General features: G+C 35.4%; 13 protein-coding genes. All 13 read right to left on the bottom strand.

Annotation, left to right across the window (positions count from 1 at the left end; genetic code table 11):
- Positions 1 to 50 precede the first annotated feature (50 nt).
- A complete protein-coding gene (locus tag ILT06_RS26700; protein ID WP_000778849.1) occupies positions 51 to 428 on the bottom strand; it encodes an OsmC family protein in 378 nt (125 codons plus the stop codon).
- A complete protein-coding gene (locus ILT06_RS26695; protein WP_001187106.1) occupies positions 403 to 1,830 on the bottom strand; it encodes an amino acid permease in 1,428 nt (475 codons plus the stop codon). Before ILT06_RS26695 ends, ILT06_RS26700 begins: the two co-directional genes overlap by 26 nt.
- A 204-nt stretch (positions 1,831 to 2,034) precedes the next feature.
- On the bottom strand, positions 2,035 to 2,679 hold the full coding sequence (locus ILT06_RS26690) for an amino acid ABC transporter permease (RefSeq protein ID WP_000345967.1): 645 nt from the start codon (positions 2,677 to 2,679) through the stop codon (positions 2,035 to 2,037).
- The gene (locus tag ILT06_RS26685; RefSeq protein ID WP_001112680.1) at positions 2,680 to 3,336 is read right to left on the bottom strand and encodes an amino acid ABC transporter permease; all 657 of its coding nucleotides are present in this window, start codon (positions 3,334 to 3,336) and stop codon (positions 2,680 to 2,682) included.
- A 97-nt stretch (positions 3,337 to 3,433) separates the two neighbouring features.
- Positions 3,434 to 4,264, bottom strand: coding sequence for a glutamine ABC transporter substrate-binding protein GlnH (gene glnH, locus ILT06_RS26680; protein ID WP_078183481.1), 831 nt, complete (start codon positions 4,262 to 4,264; stop codon positions 3,434 to 3,436).
- A gap of 12 nt (positions 4,265 to 4,276) precedes the next feature.
- Positions 4,277 to 5,197 carry an amino acid ABC transporter ATP-binding protein gene (locus ILT06_RS26675; RefSeq protein WP_002096857.1) on the bottom strand — a complete coding sequence of 307 codons (921 nt, stop codon included), beginning with the start codon at positions 5,195 to 5,197 and terminating at the stop codon, positions 4,277 to 4,279.
- Positions 5,142 to 6,602 carry an alanine/glycine:cation symporter family protein gene (locus ILT06_RS26670; protein ID WP_098103386.1) on the bottom strand — a complete coding sequence of 487 codons (1,461 nt, stop codon included), beginning with the start codon at positions 6,600 to 6,602 and terminating at the stop codon, positions 5,142 to 5,144. The genes ILT06_RS26675 and ILT06_RS26670 overlap by 56 nt, the downstream gene beginning before the upstream one ends.
- A 159-nt stretch (positions 6,603 to 6,761) precedes the next feature.
- Positions 6,762 to 7,733: a phosphotransferase enzyme family protein gene (locus tag ILT06_RS26665; protein ID WP_222655666.1), complete on the bottom strand. Its 972-nt coding sequence runs from the start codon at positions 7,731 to 7,733 to the stop codon at positions 6,762 to 6,764.
- A 23-nt stretch (positions 7,734 to 7,756) separates the two neighbouring features.
- Positions 7,757 to 8,443, bottom strand: coding sequence for a CPBP family intramembrane glutamic endopeptidase (locus ILT06_RS26660; protein ID WP_064477166.1), 687 nt, complete (start codon positions 8,441 to 8,443; stop codon positions 7,757 to 7,759).
- Positions 8,444 to 8,644: 201 nt separating this feature from the next.
- Positions 8,645 to 9,244 (bottom strand): TasA family protein, encoded by a 600-nt coding sequence (locus tag ILT06_RS26655; RefSeq protein WP_088046976.1) that lies wholly within the window; start codon positions 9,242 to 9,244, stop codon positions 8,645 to 8,647.
- A gap of 258 nt (positions 9,245 to 9,502) precedes the next feature.
- Entirely contained in the window at positions 9,503 to 13,744 is a 4,242-nt protein-coding gene (locus ILT06_RS26650; RefSeq protein ID WP_222655665.1) for a S8 family serine peptidase, read from the bottom strand.
- 390 nt (positions 13,745 to 14,134) lie between these two features.
- On the bottom strand, positions 14,135 to 14,776 hold the full coding sequence (locus ILT06_RS26645) for a response regulator (protein WP_000590680.1): 642 nt from the start codon (positions 14,774 to 14,776) through the stop codon (positions 14,135 to 14,137).
- 1 nt (position 14,777) lies between these two features.
- Positions 14,778 to 16,601, bottom strand: a complete 1,824-nt coding sequence (locus ILT06_RS26640) for a GAF domain-containing sensor histidine kinase (RefSeq protein WP_154131414.1) — start codon at positions 16,599 to 16,601, stop codon at positions 14,778 to 14,780.
- Between the last annotated feature and the right edge of the window lie 25 nt (positions 16,602 to 16,626).

The following is a 16,626-nucleotide window of genomic DNA, read 5'->3' as shown; positions in this document are numbered from 1 at the left end:
TTTATTAAAAACATAAAAACGTGAGAGCCGTATTCTCACGTTTTTATGTTTCATTTTATTAGTTCAATTGTTTCCGTAACCTTTATACTATCTTTTATAGATTGAACAATCGTACAATTTTTCACTGCAAGTTGCAGCGCCTTGTCCAACTGCTCTTCTGTAATGTTTTGTGCTTTGATTTTATAGTGCAAATGAACACTTTCAACTGGTTTTGATACAGCTTCACTTCTACCAATTTCAGTCTCAATTGTAAACGTATCGTATGGAATACGTTTCTTTTCTAAAATTGTTCGGAAGACAATTGCACTACATCCTGCGATAGAAGAAATGAGTAATTGTAACGGTGAATACCCGTTTTCTTTTCCAATCGCTAATTGACCATACGATAAACCTGCTTCTATATCATCGTGTTTGATTGTTAGTTTCATTTGTTTTTTCCATCTCCACTTTCATCGGTTTCTTCCGTTTCTTACTCATATAATAATATATGTAGCAGAAAATGATAAATGGAATACCACAGTATAACGCCATTCTTTGTTCAGGAATAAACGCTAAACTAATAACAACGATGCTATTTGTAATTAAAGCTAAAATTGGAACAATCGGGTATAGTGGTGTTCTATACTTTAAGTCCTCTAACTTTCCTCCGCCTTTTATATACTGACTTCTAAAGCGAAGTTGCGATAAAGCAATAATGATCCAACTCGAAACAGCCGATAAACCAGCTATAGATAATAAGTACATGTATACTGTATCTTCTGCAAGGAAGCTTGTGAATAAAGATAACCCTGCTACCGCAATTGTTACGACTAGCGCTGTAATTGGAATACCTCGTTTATTTACTTTCTTGAAAGATGTTGGTGCCATTCCTTCATTTGCAAGTGACCATAATATACGAGTTGCCGCATATAATCCTGAATTCGCTACAGATAGTAACGCTGTAATAATAACGAAGTTCATAATATCAGCTGCGTATGGAATACCGATTTTATCAAATACGACTACGAATGGACTTTCAATTATGCCAGCTTCTTTCCAAGAAATTAATCCTACTAAAATCGTCATTGTTAAAATGAAGAATAGCATAATGCGCCATACTGTATTACGAATTGCACGTGGGATTGTTTTTTCAGGGTCTTTACTTTCTCCTGCTGCAATCCCGATTAACTCTGTTCCTTGGAACGAGAAGTTAACTGTAATCATTGTGAGTAATACGGCAGCTAGTCCATTCGGGAATAATCCACCATCGCTTACAAAGTTAGAGAAAAGAGGTGCCGCTTCTTTTCCGTCATATGATATAAACCCTAATAATGCACTACCACCAAGAACAATAAATGCAAGAATTGTAACTACTTTAATACTAGAGAACCAAAACTCTAATTCAGCATAACTCTTCGCTGAGATAGCATTTGAAGCATATAAAATAACGCCGAATACGAGACACCATACCCAAACATCAACATTCGGAAACCATCTTTTCATCATTAAACCGATTGACGTTAATTCTAGTCCTACTGTCACTGCCCAGCCAAGCCAATATAGCCAGCCAATCATAAAGCCCGTTCCTGGCCCAATAAACTTCGTCGCATACTTTTGGAAAGAACCTGAAACCGGCATTGCTACCGTTAACTCTCCGAGACAAAGCATTGTTAAATACATAATAAATCCGCCCACTAAATAGGAAAGGATGGCTCCCCCTGGTCCAGCCTGATTAATGGTGTAACCTGAACCTAAGAAAAAACCGGTCCCGATTACACCACCTAGTGCGATCATAAATAAATGTCTACTCTTCATCGTACGATGTAATTTCTCATTCGTTGGTTGCTGCATCTAAATCCTCCCCCTACCGATACCCCTATATCTTGTTAAAATTTTCTGATAATAAAAATATACACGAAAGCGATTACAATTTCTATATAAAATTAAAACTTTTCTGATAAAATAATATAAAAAACCGAATTATTGTGAGATTTAGATTCTAATTAGAGGAAAATAAGGAGAAACAAGGGAAAACCTTTACATATATTGTAAAGGTTAACGAAGTTCTAATCTTCTCGATAAAATTGATAAACTATAATTTACGATAAAGTACATACAAGCTACTACTATAAACGTTGGAATCATATAATTTACATTCTGCCCGCTAATAATTTGAGCATTATGCATAAGCTCTGGCAGTGATATACCAACTGCTAATGATGTATCTTTCAGCAATGAAATAAACTGACTGACAAGCGGCGGGACCATTCTTCTTAATGCTTGTGGTAAAATGATATGCCACAGTGCTTGAACATACGTTAATCCTGAAGATCTTGCGGCCTCAATCTGTCCTTTTTCAATCGATAATAGACCACTTCGAACAATTTCAGATATCATTGCTGCTTCAAATATTGTTAAAGCAACAATTACAGCTGTTATAATCTCTAATTTCAAGCCTACTTCTGGAAGCGCAAAATATGTGAAAAATATAATTAAAAGTAGTGGTAAGTTTCGAATCACTTCAACGATAATTCCTAATACTTGTGAGACGACAGGGATTTTCATGTAGCGCAATATCCCTATTATACTACCAATAATAAAGCTGAGTACAATTGCTACGAGCGCTACCTCTAACGTTATAAGTAATCCTTTTAATAAAAACAGAATATGATCTCCTGTAATTGCTCCCTTAAAATCCATTTACACCGCCTCCTTTGCTAAGCGTTTTTCTAAATAACGCACTAGCATACTGAGCGGAATTGTTAATATTAAATAAAATATCCCGACAAATATATAAACGTCGAACGTAACAAATGTCTTCGTTGAAATTAAATCTCCTTGATACATCAAATCGGTACCAGCGATAATTCCGAGTATGGAAGAGTTTTTTACTAAATTGAGAAATTGATTTCCTAGAGGAGGGATTACGATTTTCATCGCCTGGGGTAAAACAACATAATACATCCCCTGTACATACGTTAATCCTGAGGAACGCGCTGCTTCCATTTGACCTTTTGCAACTGATAAAATACCAGCGCGAATGACTTCCGCAATAAACGCTGCAGTATATACGGTAAGCGTAACTGTTCCTGCTACAAAACCATTTAAAGTAATTCCTATTACAGGTAAAGCGAAATAAAATATAAATGCAATTAATACGAGTGGAATATTTCTTACAAACTCTACAAAAGCCGTTCCCAACCAATTTAAAATACGAATAGGTGCAATGCGCATTACAGCCAAAATTACTCCCAAAATAAAGCTGCCTATTAACGCAATTACACTAGACATAACTGTATACTTAAAGCCCTCTAAATACATATCAATGTTATTCGTCAATATAGAAAAATCAGGCACATATTCTCCCCTCTTTCTTTACAAGAAGAGGATGAGCATCCCTCATCCTCTTACTATTTATCAATGAGAATAAAGCTCCATTAATGAAACTATCACTTTACTTCTCTTGTTTTTGCCCAATCCATTTCTCATACAATTTGTCGTACTCCCCGTTCGCCTTCATATCTTTTAGCAAGCTATTAATCTCTTTCGTTAAATCATCTGCACCTTTCTGCACTGCAATTCCGTACGGCTCATCCGTGAAAATTTTCCCTACAACTTCATAATTCGAATCTTGTTTTGCCATGCCGTAAAGAATTGCATTATCTGTCGTTAATACATCGCCTTTCCCTGCTTTTAACGCTGTAAATGCCTCACTGTAATTTTCAAATTCTAATACAGTCGATTCTGGTGATTTTTGACGAATATTATTTGTAGACGTTGAACCTTTTACCGCTAACACTTTCACACCCTTTTTCACATCATCAATATTTTTAATATCGCTTCCTTTTTTCACAAGTAACGATTGCCCTGCTTTAAAATATACATCTGAAAAATCTACTTCTTTTTTACGTTCTTCCGTAATTGTCATTGTCGCGATAATTGCATCAATATCACCATTTTTCAGTAGTGGAATACGCGTTTTAGACGTTACTTCTTTTAATTCTAATTTCTTTTCATCTCCAAGGATTTTTTTCGCAAGCGCCTTTGCGATATCAACATCAAACCCTTCTACCTGTCCTGTCGAAGGATTTTTCAAGCCAAATAAGTTCGTATCATTCTTCACCCCAACTACTAGTTTCCCGCGCTTTTTAATCTGCTCAACAGCTCCGCCTTGTTTCGTGTTCGTTTCTTTCGTCTCATCTTTTTTACTTCCGCATCCAGCAACGACAAGTACGAATAAACATGAAAATACGATTAACGTAAACAACTTTTTCATTTTAAGCATAAAACTCCCCCTTTAATGATTTAACACTCTTCTTAAAAATAGACGAGCTCTTTCTTGTTCAGGACTTGCAAAAAATTGCGCCGGTGTTGTATCTTCAATAATTTGACCATCATCCATAAACAAAATCCGATCTGCTACTTCTCGCGCGAATCCCATTTCATGCGTTACAACGACCATCGTCATCCCTTCTTTAGCTAGCGTCTTCATAACATCAAGTACTTCCCCGATCATCTCTGGATCAAGAGCAGACGTAGGCTCATCAAATAGCATAATTTCCGGCTGCATTGCGAGCCCCCTAGCAATTGCTACCCTTTGCTGTTGTCCTCCGGATAATTGATGAGGGTATACACTAGCCTTCTCCGGAATTCCTACTTTCTCTAAATAAAACATCGCTGTTTGCTCAGCTTCCTCTTTTGAAACTTTATTTACTTTAATCGGTGCTAGTGTAATATTTTGAAGAACCGTTTTATGTGGATATAAATAAAAATGTTGAAAGACCATTCCAATATTTCGGCGTAATTCATTCATATCTGTTTTTGCATTGTGTACTTCCGTATCTTGTACAATTAACGCTCCATCTGTAATTGTCTCTAACTGATTTATACACCGTAGCAACGTACTTTTTCCTGATCCGGACGGCCCAACAACTACTACCACTTCACCTTTTTTCACTTGTACATTAATATCTTTTAAAACTTGAAAGGTACCATAATATTTATTTACATTACGAAACTCTATCAACATACTCCCCCCTTCCCTTAACAAAGCATGTACATTCTTTTTATATTCAAAAATAGGCAAAAAAATAACTTCCAACCTCATTTTGTCCATAAAAAAAAGCAAAGGGATTTCCCTTTGCTTCTTCATTTCTATTCTATTAAGATACTTCTTCTTTCTTATCTTTTCCGTATTCATGCTCCCAGAAATCAGCATTTTTAATTCCTAATGGCCCTGGATCGAATACTGGATCTTTTCCTTCTTTTTTCTGCTTTTCATAATCCTTTAATGCGACTAATGCAGGTTTTTGTAATAATAAAATCGCAATGATATTTACCCATGCCATAATTCCTACACCGATGTCACCTAACGCCCACGCCGTTGCTGCTGTTTTTATACAGCCGTAGAATACAGCTCCTAAAAATACAAATTTTAATATCATAGACAGCCAAGGGCGGTCTTTATCACGATTTAAGTACGCAATATTCGTTTCTGCAATGTAGTAATATGCCATAATTGTTGTAAATGCAAAGAATAGTAACGAAATTGCAACGAAACCGTTTCCAAATCCAGGGAAAACAGATTCTACCGCTGCCTGTGTATATCCCGGTCCTGGCTGAGCACCATTTAATTTATTTACGATAAAGTTTTTTCCGCTTGCATCAAATACGTTATACATGCCTGTAATAATCATCATAAATGCTGTTGCTGAACAAACAAATAATGTATCAATGTAAACGGAAAATGCTTGCACTAAACCTTGCTTAGCTGGATGTGATACTTCCGCAGCAGCTGCTGCATGTGGTCCAGTTCCTTGCCCTGCTTCATTGGAATAAATACCTCGTTTTACTCCCCAAGAAATTGCTAAACCGATAATACCACCGAAAGCCGCTTCTAATGCAAAAGCACTTCTTATAATTAGCATAAATGCTTCTGGCAACTTTTCAATATTCATAGCAACAATAACGCAAGCTACTAAAATATAACCAACTGCCATAAACGGTACGACAACTTGTGCAACGTTAACAATTCGCTTTACACCACCGAAGATGATAATAGCTAGTACAACAACTAATAAAGCCCCTGATACGGTAGTGTTAATTCCAAAAGCTGTTTCTAAACTTACAGCAATACTATTTGCCTGCACACCTGGCAGTAAAAGCCCCGTTGCAAGAATTGTCGCTGCAACGAATACTAATGCATACCATTTCACACCTAAACCTTTTTCAATGTAATAAGCAGGTCCACCACGAAACTGTCCTTGATGTTTCGTCTTATATATTTGCGCTAATGTAGATTCTATATAAGCTGATCCTGCTCCTAAAAAGGCCACTGCCCACATCCAAAATACAGCTCCTGGTCCACCGAAGGCAACCGCTGTTGCTACCCCAGCTATATTCCCCGTCCCAACGCGTCCTGATAACGAAAGCGCTAACGCTTGAAATGAAGAAACACCAGCCTCTGATTTTTCACCTTGAAATGTCAGCTTCACCATTTCTCCTACATGCCTTACTTGTAAAAACCTCGTTCGAATGGAAAAATATAAACCTACTCCTAAACATAAATAAACAAGTGCTGGACTCCAAACAATATTATTTAACCAATTCACGAAAGCTTCCAACATTCCCCCTCCTTCTTTATAAAGAATATTCAGAATATATATAAAATTATAAGTGTATACTGAATCTAGGACAATATTATTTTAATAAAGTAAACATATTTTTGTATAAAAAAACAAAGTATATATTTGTTTTATATACTTTGTTTCGAATTAAATGTATTATATATTCACAATTGCTTCTCTTTTTATAATTCTTTCATATAGCTCTTCTGATAATTCTCGGAAGTTATCTGGCATATCTTTCCCCTTAAACTTCTTTTGAAGTGTACCGTATAAACCAACATCACGTAGACGTAAAAACAACGGTAACGATTCATACCAACTATCCGCCAGTCTGTGCTCATGCTCATAGCCTTTTCGTAACACTTGTAGCTGTTTACGAGCAAAGTCTGTCTTCTCTTCCGCTGTCCATGGTGTAAATAGAACAGAGTAATAGAGAACCATCGCTAAATCATGTATAAAGTAATTATAAGCCGCATCATCAAAATCAAAGATTGTTAGCTCTTTACCATCATAATGAAAATTACCGGGATGGATATCACCGTGCATAAGGCCGAACGTTTCTCTTTCAATTGGAAGAGCCTTTATTTCATCCATTAATACCGCTGCAATCTTTTTCACTTGATCATCTTCTAATTCATTAACAATCCCACTTTCGTCTTCTTCCCACGTATCACGATAATCTGTTTTAGGGTAGTTCATTGTTAAGCGGTGCAGTTGACCAATCGCTTTTCCCCATGCTTCAAAATAAGCATCTCCCCAATAAGGCGATTCTTTTCCTTTTACTTGTTCACCTTTTGCATATGTAAATAAAGAAGCGAAAAAGAAAGTTTCATCCTCTGCTCTAATCCCTTCTACAAGATTTTGAGACTTTGAATAAAGAGGTCCTGCTACCTTTGCCCCATGCTCCGCAACATATCGTAAAAAATCTAGTTCAGCTTCAACTTCTTTTTTAGAACGATGAGAAGAGTGTGTTAAACGTAATACGTAATCTTCACCACTATCACCCTTTGCCTTAAAAATATAATTTTCAAAATCTCCAAGTGGCTTTTCTTCCACTGTTACATGAAATGCCTTTGCAGCTCTTGCTAAAACCTCTTTTGTAAAAACACGTTCTACAGCTATTTCCATATGTATCCCTCCTATATATCTTCTTAATTCGACATAAATGTGAGAAGTACTGCTATAAAATTGAATAATGCGTGGGCAATCATAGCTGATAAAATAGAATTTGTTTTCTCATATAACCACGCAAATACTACTCCACTAAAAAAATTCACTGGTAATGTGTTATATGTTGGAATATGAACAACGGTAAATATTATGGAACTTATAAGCACTCCGCCCCATATACCATATTTATCACGAAAAAACGTATAAAAAACCCCTCGATACAAAATCTCTTCATAGATTGGTGATATAACTGCTGCTCCAATTACCGCGATACAGAATGAATATATTGATTTATCATTTTGGACCGTTTCTGTTTTACTATTTTCAAAAGAAATACCCATTTTCTCCATTATCATTAATACAGCAATACTAACTACAATTAAGAAAATAACCGCTCCAAATGTCCATAAGAAATCTTTCCATGAAAGCTTCCGAATTCCAATATCTCTCCACGAGATCTTATATCTTTTTATACAAAAAAGATAAACTACAGTAGTAAATATCACTGCCATTATAAATCCCATTAATACTCCAGCATATAATGAGTTCCCTATTATTTTTAAAGCATAGTCATAAAAAAGAGATTCAACAGTTACTGGAACAATAATAAATACAAACACAAATAAATATAAAATTTCTTTCCATCCCCACATACTTTTCAAAATTATATACACCATCCCTCTACTCCTTGTTTCCTTAAGTATAAAAGATGACGTAACGTAACTTTCAAGCTTATTTTTTTCAAATAATCCAAGCATAATTTTCTCTCAAAACACAAAAAAGGTTGATTCACTAAATCAACCCTTACACTATTAAAAATTTTATTTCTCAATTCTTCATCAATTTATTCTTATATATAATATTTATCTTTATCTCTCTTCACCTTTTGTCTGCATTGAATTGAAAGTCCAATTTAATTTTAATGAATCTCCTTGAAATACATTTTGCTCTTCATTGCTATCTACAAATGTGAACATTACATAGAAAGTATCATCATTACCAGGAGCAAGTCCATTTCCTTCTCGGTCTACAACACCTTTTTGTACAAGATCAGGAATACTTCCGTTTTGCGTAGCTACCTTTAATTCAGATAATGTAGTAGACCAAATTGGAACCTCATTTTTATCCAAATTCCATAAGAAATCGACACGGATATGATCACCCAAATCAGCACTTCCATTATCTCCTTTAGCATCGATTACACTATAATCTGTAAGAAGTTTCACGTCTCCTATCGCTAAAGTTCCTTTGTTAACTAATTGAAAACCGCGTTCCATTTCATCACCTGGTTTAATATTGTCGACATTAATAACAACTTCAGGATTAACACTCAAATCTAAAGTACCCGCTGCAAACGTGTTTTGTGATACTTCCTTATCACTAAAATACGCATATGTCCCCCCGCCAATTAAAGATAAACCAAGCCCTGCAGTTACAACACCCATACCAAGTTTTTTCTTAATACTCATTTCACAAGTCCCCCTATTTTTAAAGTTCAAACTCCAAACCTTATTTCCATCCCACAAACAATACTAATTAAACAAATAATATTCCCCATAACGAAACCTAACCAACGTTAAACTATTTACTTCATGTATACAAATAACTATCACTTTAAGAATAGCCGGTAATGTTACATCGAATCATTACCGGTCCATTGTTAGTAAATCCTATTTAATTCTATACTCATTGTTTTATCACTTAGTTTACTCTAGAATTGTGCCCACTTATTTTTTTGGCTCTAATCCAATGGAACGTAAGATTTTATCTAACGTCACTGGCCCTACATTTTCTTTCGGTTTCTGATTTTCTTTGGCATCTGGACCCTTTTTCAAGAAATTCTTCTCAATAAAACGAATATCTGTTTCATTTACAACACCATCTTGATTGACATCTCCATCTTTTACAGCCACTTTTCCTTTTTCATATGAAAGAGCTGCTATTCTAGCATCTTGAATATCTACCATTTTATCGCCGTTTACATCACCTGCAAGGCTGTCATCCATATCAGCTCTAAAGTTTTGTCCCACTAATTCTCCATCCTGCATTTTCCCTATTTTTGTAGTTAATTTACTATTTAAATGACCTGGCATTTCTACGAAAATATTATATTCTGTATCACTTACTGGAACACTATGAATTTCAAATTGCCCATTATCATCAACCGTTCCTGTATATTTCTTTCCATCCTTACCAACTGCATACACTTTTGCTCCTAGTTTTGTGTAGTCATTCTTACCTAAATACCCCTCTTCAGTTAAGAAAGCTTCTGGTCCAATATATCCTGTAACCATTGCATGTTTCGAAATAATAGAAAAGGATTTATCTTTAAACACAGGAATCTCAACGCCTTCTGATGCACCTGTTTTTGTATAAGAGAATTTATCTACTCCAAATGCTGTTAAATTATTAAAATACTCGTCACTCGTCATCTCAAATGTAACATCTACAAATGGTGCGTCTCCATCTAGACCTTTAAATTCTGTTCCTTCTAAAGATGCACCAACTTTCACCTTGTTTTCCCAGTTTCCTTCTTCATTTATCACTGGATCTTCTAATTTAATATTTAATCCATGTTGTTTTGCATATTCTGCAAGTGCTGGATTTGGTTTAACATCTACAAATTTAAACAACTGTTTACTATAAGGAATCTCAAATGTACCTGACATAAGTTGTTTCACATTATTAAGATTTAAAGTTAATGTAATTTTTTCTCCTAGTTTAACTTTATCCTTGTCATAGCTTGGGACAGCGTATTCCGTTCCCTCTTTAACAAAGACATAATCTTTAAATCCATTTGCCATATTTGATGCAGTTGCAAGATCATATCCAAATAACCTTAAATTAAGCGGTTCATTGATTTCCTCTGGAAGTACACCAAATTTAAAATCACCATTGGCTTGAATTGTATTCAACCAACCTGACGGAAAAGCAGAGTTTTGGTAATATACAATTTCATTAGTTTTTTGGTCATACTGAAGGCCTTTTGCCTTTAATACATCTATCGTAGAATCATAAATGTTACCATATACCCATAATGCACGCTGACCATCTTCTTCTTTGAACATAGATTCATTTACCTCATGAACGCCAGGTTTTACATCGGTAAATTTCATTTCAGGTTTGATATTATCAATAATTACGCTATCTCCTTTTGTATAAGGTTTCCCTTCTTTGTCATATCCAATGAAATCAAGTTGGTAATCTCCATCAGGCAACGTAACTCGCTTGTCTCCAATTGGATGATTTGGATCTCCTGTAAACGGGAATACATAGCCACCCATACCATCGAACATGATATATTCAATATTTGGTGTTAGACTGCTAGCATTAATTGTCCCCACAATTCCTAATGCCTTTCCTGTTTTTCGATCCTTCACCACTGCATCGATAGTTTCAAGTGGACTGTTCAATTTAAATGTCAGCGGTGAACTCGGCCTTTCCATAAATGGATGGAAGTTAGATGTATCTGTTGCCATTGCATCTCTCAGCAAATCTACAGATTCAATTCCTTTTTCTGTGAATTTAACTGCAAATGGCACTTGATATACTTCTTTTTCATTTTTTTTATTTGAAATATGAATATATCCCTCATATCTACCAAATTCAGCGTTTTCTGGAATGATAATTTCAGGGCTAATTTCCCCTGATGTACTAGGAGCTACTTTAATAGAATCTTGTACGTTCAGCTTCACACCATTCTTCGCTGCATCTTGCACACCTACACTTGTTGGTGAAAACTCTACTTCTAATTTAAACTCTTTCTCGTCTGTTTTATTGCTGTTCTTAATTAAGACTTTTCGACTATCTTTAATAGGTCCATTTCCCAATTGGTTTTTATACCCGAATGCAATAGACCCTGTTTTTTCTTCAATTTCTACTTCTTCATCATTTACAACGTTTGATGTTTTATCGATAACCTCGATAGCTGTATCTGCATGAACTGCACGATACGCATCAATTCGGCCTGATCCTACCTCAAATACAGAGCGTGCCTCTTTTAAGTCAACTGCAGTATTCATAAGCGCTTCTTTTACTTCAAACGGACTATAGTTTGGATGTTCTTGTAAAATGAGTGCCGCCACCCCCGCTGTATGAGGAGTTGCCATAGATGTACCTGACATACGTCCATACGCTACCGGATAATTTTCTCCATCCTTTGGATCATTAATATATTCAGGAACAGTTGAGAAAATAGAAACACCTGGCGCTACAATATCCGGCTTAATATCATCTGTTTTACTTGCAGGACCGCGAGAGCTGAAATCAGCTAAGTGATCTCCTTCTGTTTTTGTGTTACTCAGTTCTCCAAATGTTAAAGAGACATCTCCTTGGACAGCTTTTGCTTGCAATTTCTCACCATCTGCCTTTGTTAAGCGGAACGATGGAATAGATGAAGTACTTTCCCCAAGGTAACTTGTAATTTCACCATCTACATTGTTATATACAATTACCGCCTTTGCACCTGCTTCCTTAGCATTTTTAATTTTTTCATCGAATGTAATCTCACCGCGCTGGATGAGCGCTAACTTTCCTTGTACATCTTTCCCTTTAAAATCATCTATTTTCCCAAGATCTGTATATACAACAGATAATGATTGACCTTTCAAATCTTCAATCTTATCAGTAAAGCTTTTTCCAAGTAGCATCATTTTATCCACATGTAAATCAGCTGCATCGGCGGAAAATGTCGGGATAGTCATCGCAGCGTCACTTGCTCCAACTGTAATTGGAAGTGCTGCTGCACTAGGTGATCCAAGGGTGCCTTCTTCTGGACCACTATTACCTGCCGCTACTACTGTAACAACACCAGCTAACATCGCATTGTTTACTGCAATAGAAGTAGGATATAAAGGATCATTAATAGACGCACCTAATGATAAATTGATAACGTCCATATCGTCTTTCACTGCTTTATCAATCGCAGCAAGAATACCGCTTGTTTGTCCACTTCCATATGGACCTAATACACGATATGAATATAAATCTACATCCGGAGCGACTCCCGTAACTGCATAATCCACACTATTCTTTTTGTCTGCAGCAATTGTCCCAGCTACATGAGTACCGTGGGATGTATAGTATGCACTTCCATCATAAATTTCAGGATATCCTCCAGAATTTTGCCAATCCTTATACGTTGTCTCCATTGGATCAGCATCATTATTAACAAAATCCCATCCTTTTATTGAGTTCGGATCTATTTTGCTTGCATCTTCACCTTGCTTTGCACGATACCCTTTATAAGCATCTTTTAAATCAGGGTGGTTATAATCAATACCTGTGTCCAGTACACCTACCTTAATTCCTTTTCCTGTTATTTTTTCATCATGCAGCTTGTCCACACCAATTTGTGGTACACTATCTGCCATTTTGGGTTCGGCAGCCGTCTTAGCTGTTTCTTTCGGTAAATCAATTTTGACCTCACGATCTTCCCATACACGCTTAACAATACCAGTGCGAACTAAATCTTCGATCATATTCGCAGGTAACGACATTGCCACACCATTAAAAGCATTCTTATATTCTCTTGTTATTTTGGCAGTTTTAAAATCCGGCCCCTTATCTTTCTTTTTTTGAAGCTGTTCAAGCTCAGTTTTAAATCCTTTATGCGATGCTTCCACCTTTTGTTCTGCAGTTGAAAGAGCTATTTTTTTCCCTTTAGCTGCTTGTTTTAACATCTCGATTTTGCTAGGTGCTTGCTTAAATTCTACAATCACATTCACATTATCAGGACTTGCTGTATTAATGCCTGGTGAAATAACAAAACCAGGTTTTGTATCTAGTGTTTTTAAAGCATTACGTTGTTCCTTTGTAAGTCCTTTCAATATAGAACTTGCATCATCAATTCCAGTTAAAGTAGATGTATTTACTTCTTCTGCCAATACGTTATATGGAATTCCTTGAGACATTAACATACCAACAGTTAGCGTTCCGATAAGTATTCTTCCGAATTTCCCCTTCTTCATAGCGCATCTCCTTATTATTAAAATTATTTTTTCTAAAATAAATCTTCTGAGCTCCTATGTAGCATTGGCAATTCTATCAACCTTGGATCTATTTAAAAGGATCAAAAATCTCCAACACTACTACCGCCATCCCCACACTTCTAATCTTCTTTCTATAAAAGCCCCCATAAATTGTTTCCAACTACAATGATTTACAACATGAATTATTAGTAGCTTTAAGCAATAATTCTATTTTTATTATTCCACATTCTAACTTTTCTGAAAATTAAACGAAAGGCGTATCTTTTTTCTAATGATTCTATGTCTACATAGTACAAAAGAACTATCTTGCTCTTTATTCTTTGTAATATAGAATAAAGAAACACGATAGTTCTTTTAAACATCTCTTATTTAATCCAACGGAACCAATTGATTTCGAACAGCATAAATCACCGCTTGCGACCGACTTTTCACATTTAGTTTTTTAAAAATTTTATTGATGTGAATTTTAACTGTTTTATCACTAATATACAGAGCTTCAGCAATTTCTTTATTACTAAGTCCTTTTACTAATTCAAAGAGAATTTCCTTTTCACGTTCCGTCAGTTCATTTTCATTTGATTCTACTTTCATTTTTTGCTGATGATATGTAATTAATTTTTTAGTCATACGCGGATGAATAACTGAATCACCTCGATATAACATCCGAATTGCTGCTACTACCTGCTCCGATGATGAATCTTTCAATAAATACCCATCAGCACCAGCTTGGAGTGCATCCATTAAATACTCATCATGCTCATACATTGTAAACACAAGTACTCGGCAATTCGGATAATTTTTTTTCACCAACTCTGTAGCTTCAATACCATTTTTCCCAGGAAGATTAATATCCATCAAAATACAATCTGGTCTGCATTCTTCTACTTTTTCCAATACTCCGTCCCCAGAGCTAGCTTCTCCAACCACGTTCATATCAGATTCATCCTCTAGTATGCTCCGAATTGCGTCTCGTAAAAAAGCATGATCATCCACTACTAATATTTTAATCATTTTACGCACCCCTTGTTTGTGAATCTGGAATTAATAGTGTAATTTCTGTCCCTTTCCCTACAGAACTATCAATCTGTAAAGTAGCCCCTAATTGTTCAGCTTGTTCATTCATATGTAATATACCATAATGTGGCTCATTCTTCGTTTTAACCATAGACTCAAATAGTGAAAAACCAACCCCATTATCCTTAACCCTTAAAAGCACGTGCTCACTTTGATAGCTAAGTAAAACATCAGTCTTGTCTGCTTGTGCATGTTTTACAATGTTTTGCAAACTCTCTTGTAATGTATCAAAAATAGCTCTTTCTTTTGAAAAGCTAAGTGCACGTGCATGACCTCTTTCATGATATGTAATATCTAGTTCATATTCTTGTTTTAAAGACTTTATTTTACTTGCTATCGCCTGCTTTAGCCCTAATTGTTGTGTCGGATATGGTTTTAAAGCATAAATAGAATAGCGAACTTCTCCTAAGCTTCCTCTTAAATCTTTTATACTTTTCTCTACTATTTGTTGCATATCTATTGGTTTATCACGATATTTTTTCTGTGCGGATTCTAGTTGATATATCACCCCTGCCAATGTTTGCGCAATACCATCGTGAATTTCGCGTGCGATTCTATTTCTTTCTTCTAAAATCATTCTTTTTTCCTGTTCAGAAATCAATATCCTTGTTTTAACTACGTTAGCTAATTGATTAGAAAACGTAGCTAAAGACTGTACATCTTCCGGGAAAAAACCCGCAGTTCTACTTTTTCCTGCAACAAACATTCCGACTAGTTCATCATTTACAATAAGAGGAAAATATACAAGGGAGCGTATGACACTATCAAATATTTCATCTCCAGGAGCCGTACCAGTTTTCCAATCATTAAACACAAGATTTTTAGAGATTCCCTCAAACTTTTCCGAATGATCAGAAATATCGAAACGGACTTTCCCATCTTTTAATAGAAGATTCCAGTTTCCATCATCTTTTGTCCATATTCCATATGCTTGTATGCCAAAAAAACCTTTAAGTGCTTGTTTAATATGTTTCAGGTTCCCTCCGGTTAGTCCACGACTAATTTCTGTCGTAATAAGAAACAGCTCATATAATCGTTCCTTCTCCATCCTTATCCGTACAGAAAAAGAGCTAATCACTGAAATTGCTACAAGTGGAAAAAAGAAAAAAAGTACTGTAATCTCATTTACTTCCACACTATATTTACTAATTAATACATGCATCAAGGCCGCATAAGAGAAACCAAAAGTTTCGCAAAGGAATACCGTTACAGTTTTTTTATACCACTGATAGATTGAATATGGCTGTGGAAGGAGTATCATTAACAAATCGTAAAAGCGGTTGTTGAAAAAACAAAAAAACACGCAAAATAATAACAAAGATATTAAATTTTCATACAGAACTGACATATCTATATTGTTAATTAATAAGTGCATACATTTATTTGAAAACCATTCGGCCAAGATCAAGCTAAGCGCATGCTGAGTACTATTAAATAACATTCTTTGTATTGGTGAACGACGATGCAGGTGAATAATTAACGTTACGAGTACAATAGCAATAATAGTTATATGGATTCCAAACTGCCAACTCATAGCGTAAATTATGGGAAAGGTAAGCGAGCTCGTTCCTCTCCAAAATCGTACAGGAAAATACTCTGCAATCCCCATAAATATTAATAACAATATTAGTATTGTTGAATGAGAAGGGATTTTAATTTCAAGTAAAGATATAGTTATAGTAATCAAACCAAGAAAAGAAATAAAATAAAGATAAGAACTAGCAATCTTTTCTCTTATAAAAATAAAATTTACATCCTTCAAAACAACCCCTTCTTTCTTTATAAAA

The organism is Bacillus sp. 17RED48, assembly GCF_019837545.1.
Classification (GTDB): Bacteria; Bacillota; Bacilli; order Bacillales; family Bacillaceae_G; genus Bacillus_A; species Bacillus_A wiedmannii.
The sequence above is the reverse complement of the archived record's forward strand: the minus strand, read 5'-3'. Positions and strand labels throughout refer to the sequence as shown.

What these genes read in the sequence shown, in the direction of transcription:
- ILT06_RS26645 (WP_000590680.1), bottom strand. Translation starts at nt 14,776, where the DNA reads ATGATTAAAATATTAGTAGTGGATGATCATGCTTTTTTACGAGACGCA.
- glnH (WP_078183481.1), bottom strand. Translation starts at nt 4,264, where the DNA reads ATGCTTAAAATGAAAAAGTTGTTTACGTTAATCGTATTTTCATGTTTA.
- ILT06_RS26675 (WP_002096857.1), bottom strand. Translation starts at nt 5,197, where the DNA reads ATGCTGATTTCTGGGAGCATGAATACGGAAAAGATAAGAAAGAAGAAG.
- ILT06_RS26655 (WP_088046976.1), bottom strand. Translation starts at nt 9,244, where the DNA reads ATGAGTATTAAGAAAAAACTTGGTATGGGTGTTGTAACTGCAGGGCTT.
- ILT06_RS26665 (WP_222655666.1), bottom strand. Translation starts at nt 7,733, where the DNA reads ATGGAAATAGCTGTAGAACGTGTTTTTACAAAAGAGGTTTTAGCAAGA.
- ILT06_RS26700 (WP_000778849.1), bottom strand. Translation starts at nt 428, where the DNA reads ATGAAACTAACAATCAAACACGATGATATAGAAGCAGGTTTATCGTAT.
- ILT06_RS26650 (WP_222655665.1), bottom strand. Translation starts at nt 13,744, where the DNA reads ATGAAGAAGGGGAAATTCGGAAGAATACTTATCGGAACGCTAACTGTT.
- ILT06_RS26690 (WP_000345967.1), bottom strand. Translation starts at nt 2,679, where the DNA reads ATGGATTTTAAGGGAGCAATTACAGGAGATCATATTCTGTTTTTATTA.
- ILT06_RS26695 (WP_001187106.1), bottom strand. Translation starts at nt 1,830, where the DNA reads ATGCAGCAACCAACGAATGAGAAATTACATCGTACGATGAAGAGTAGA.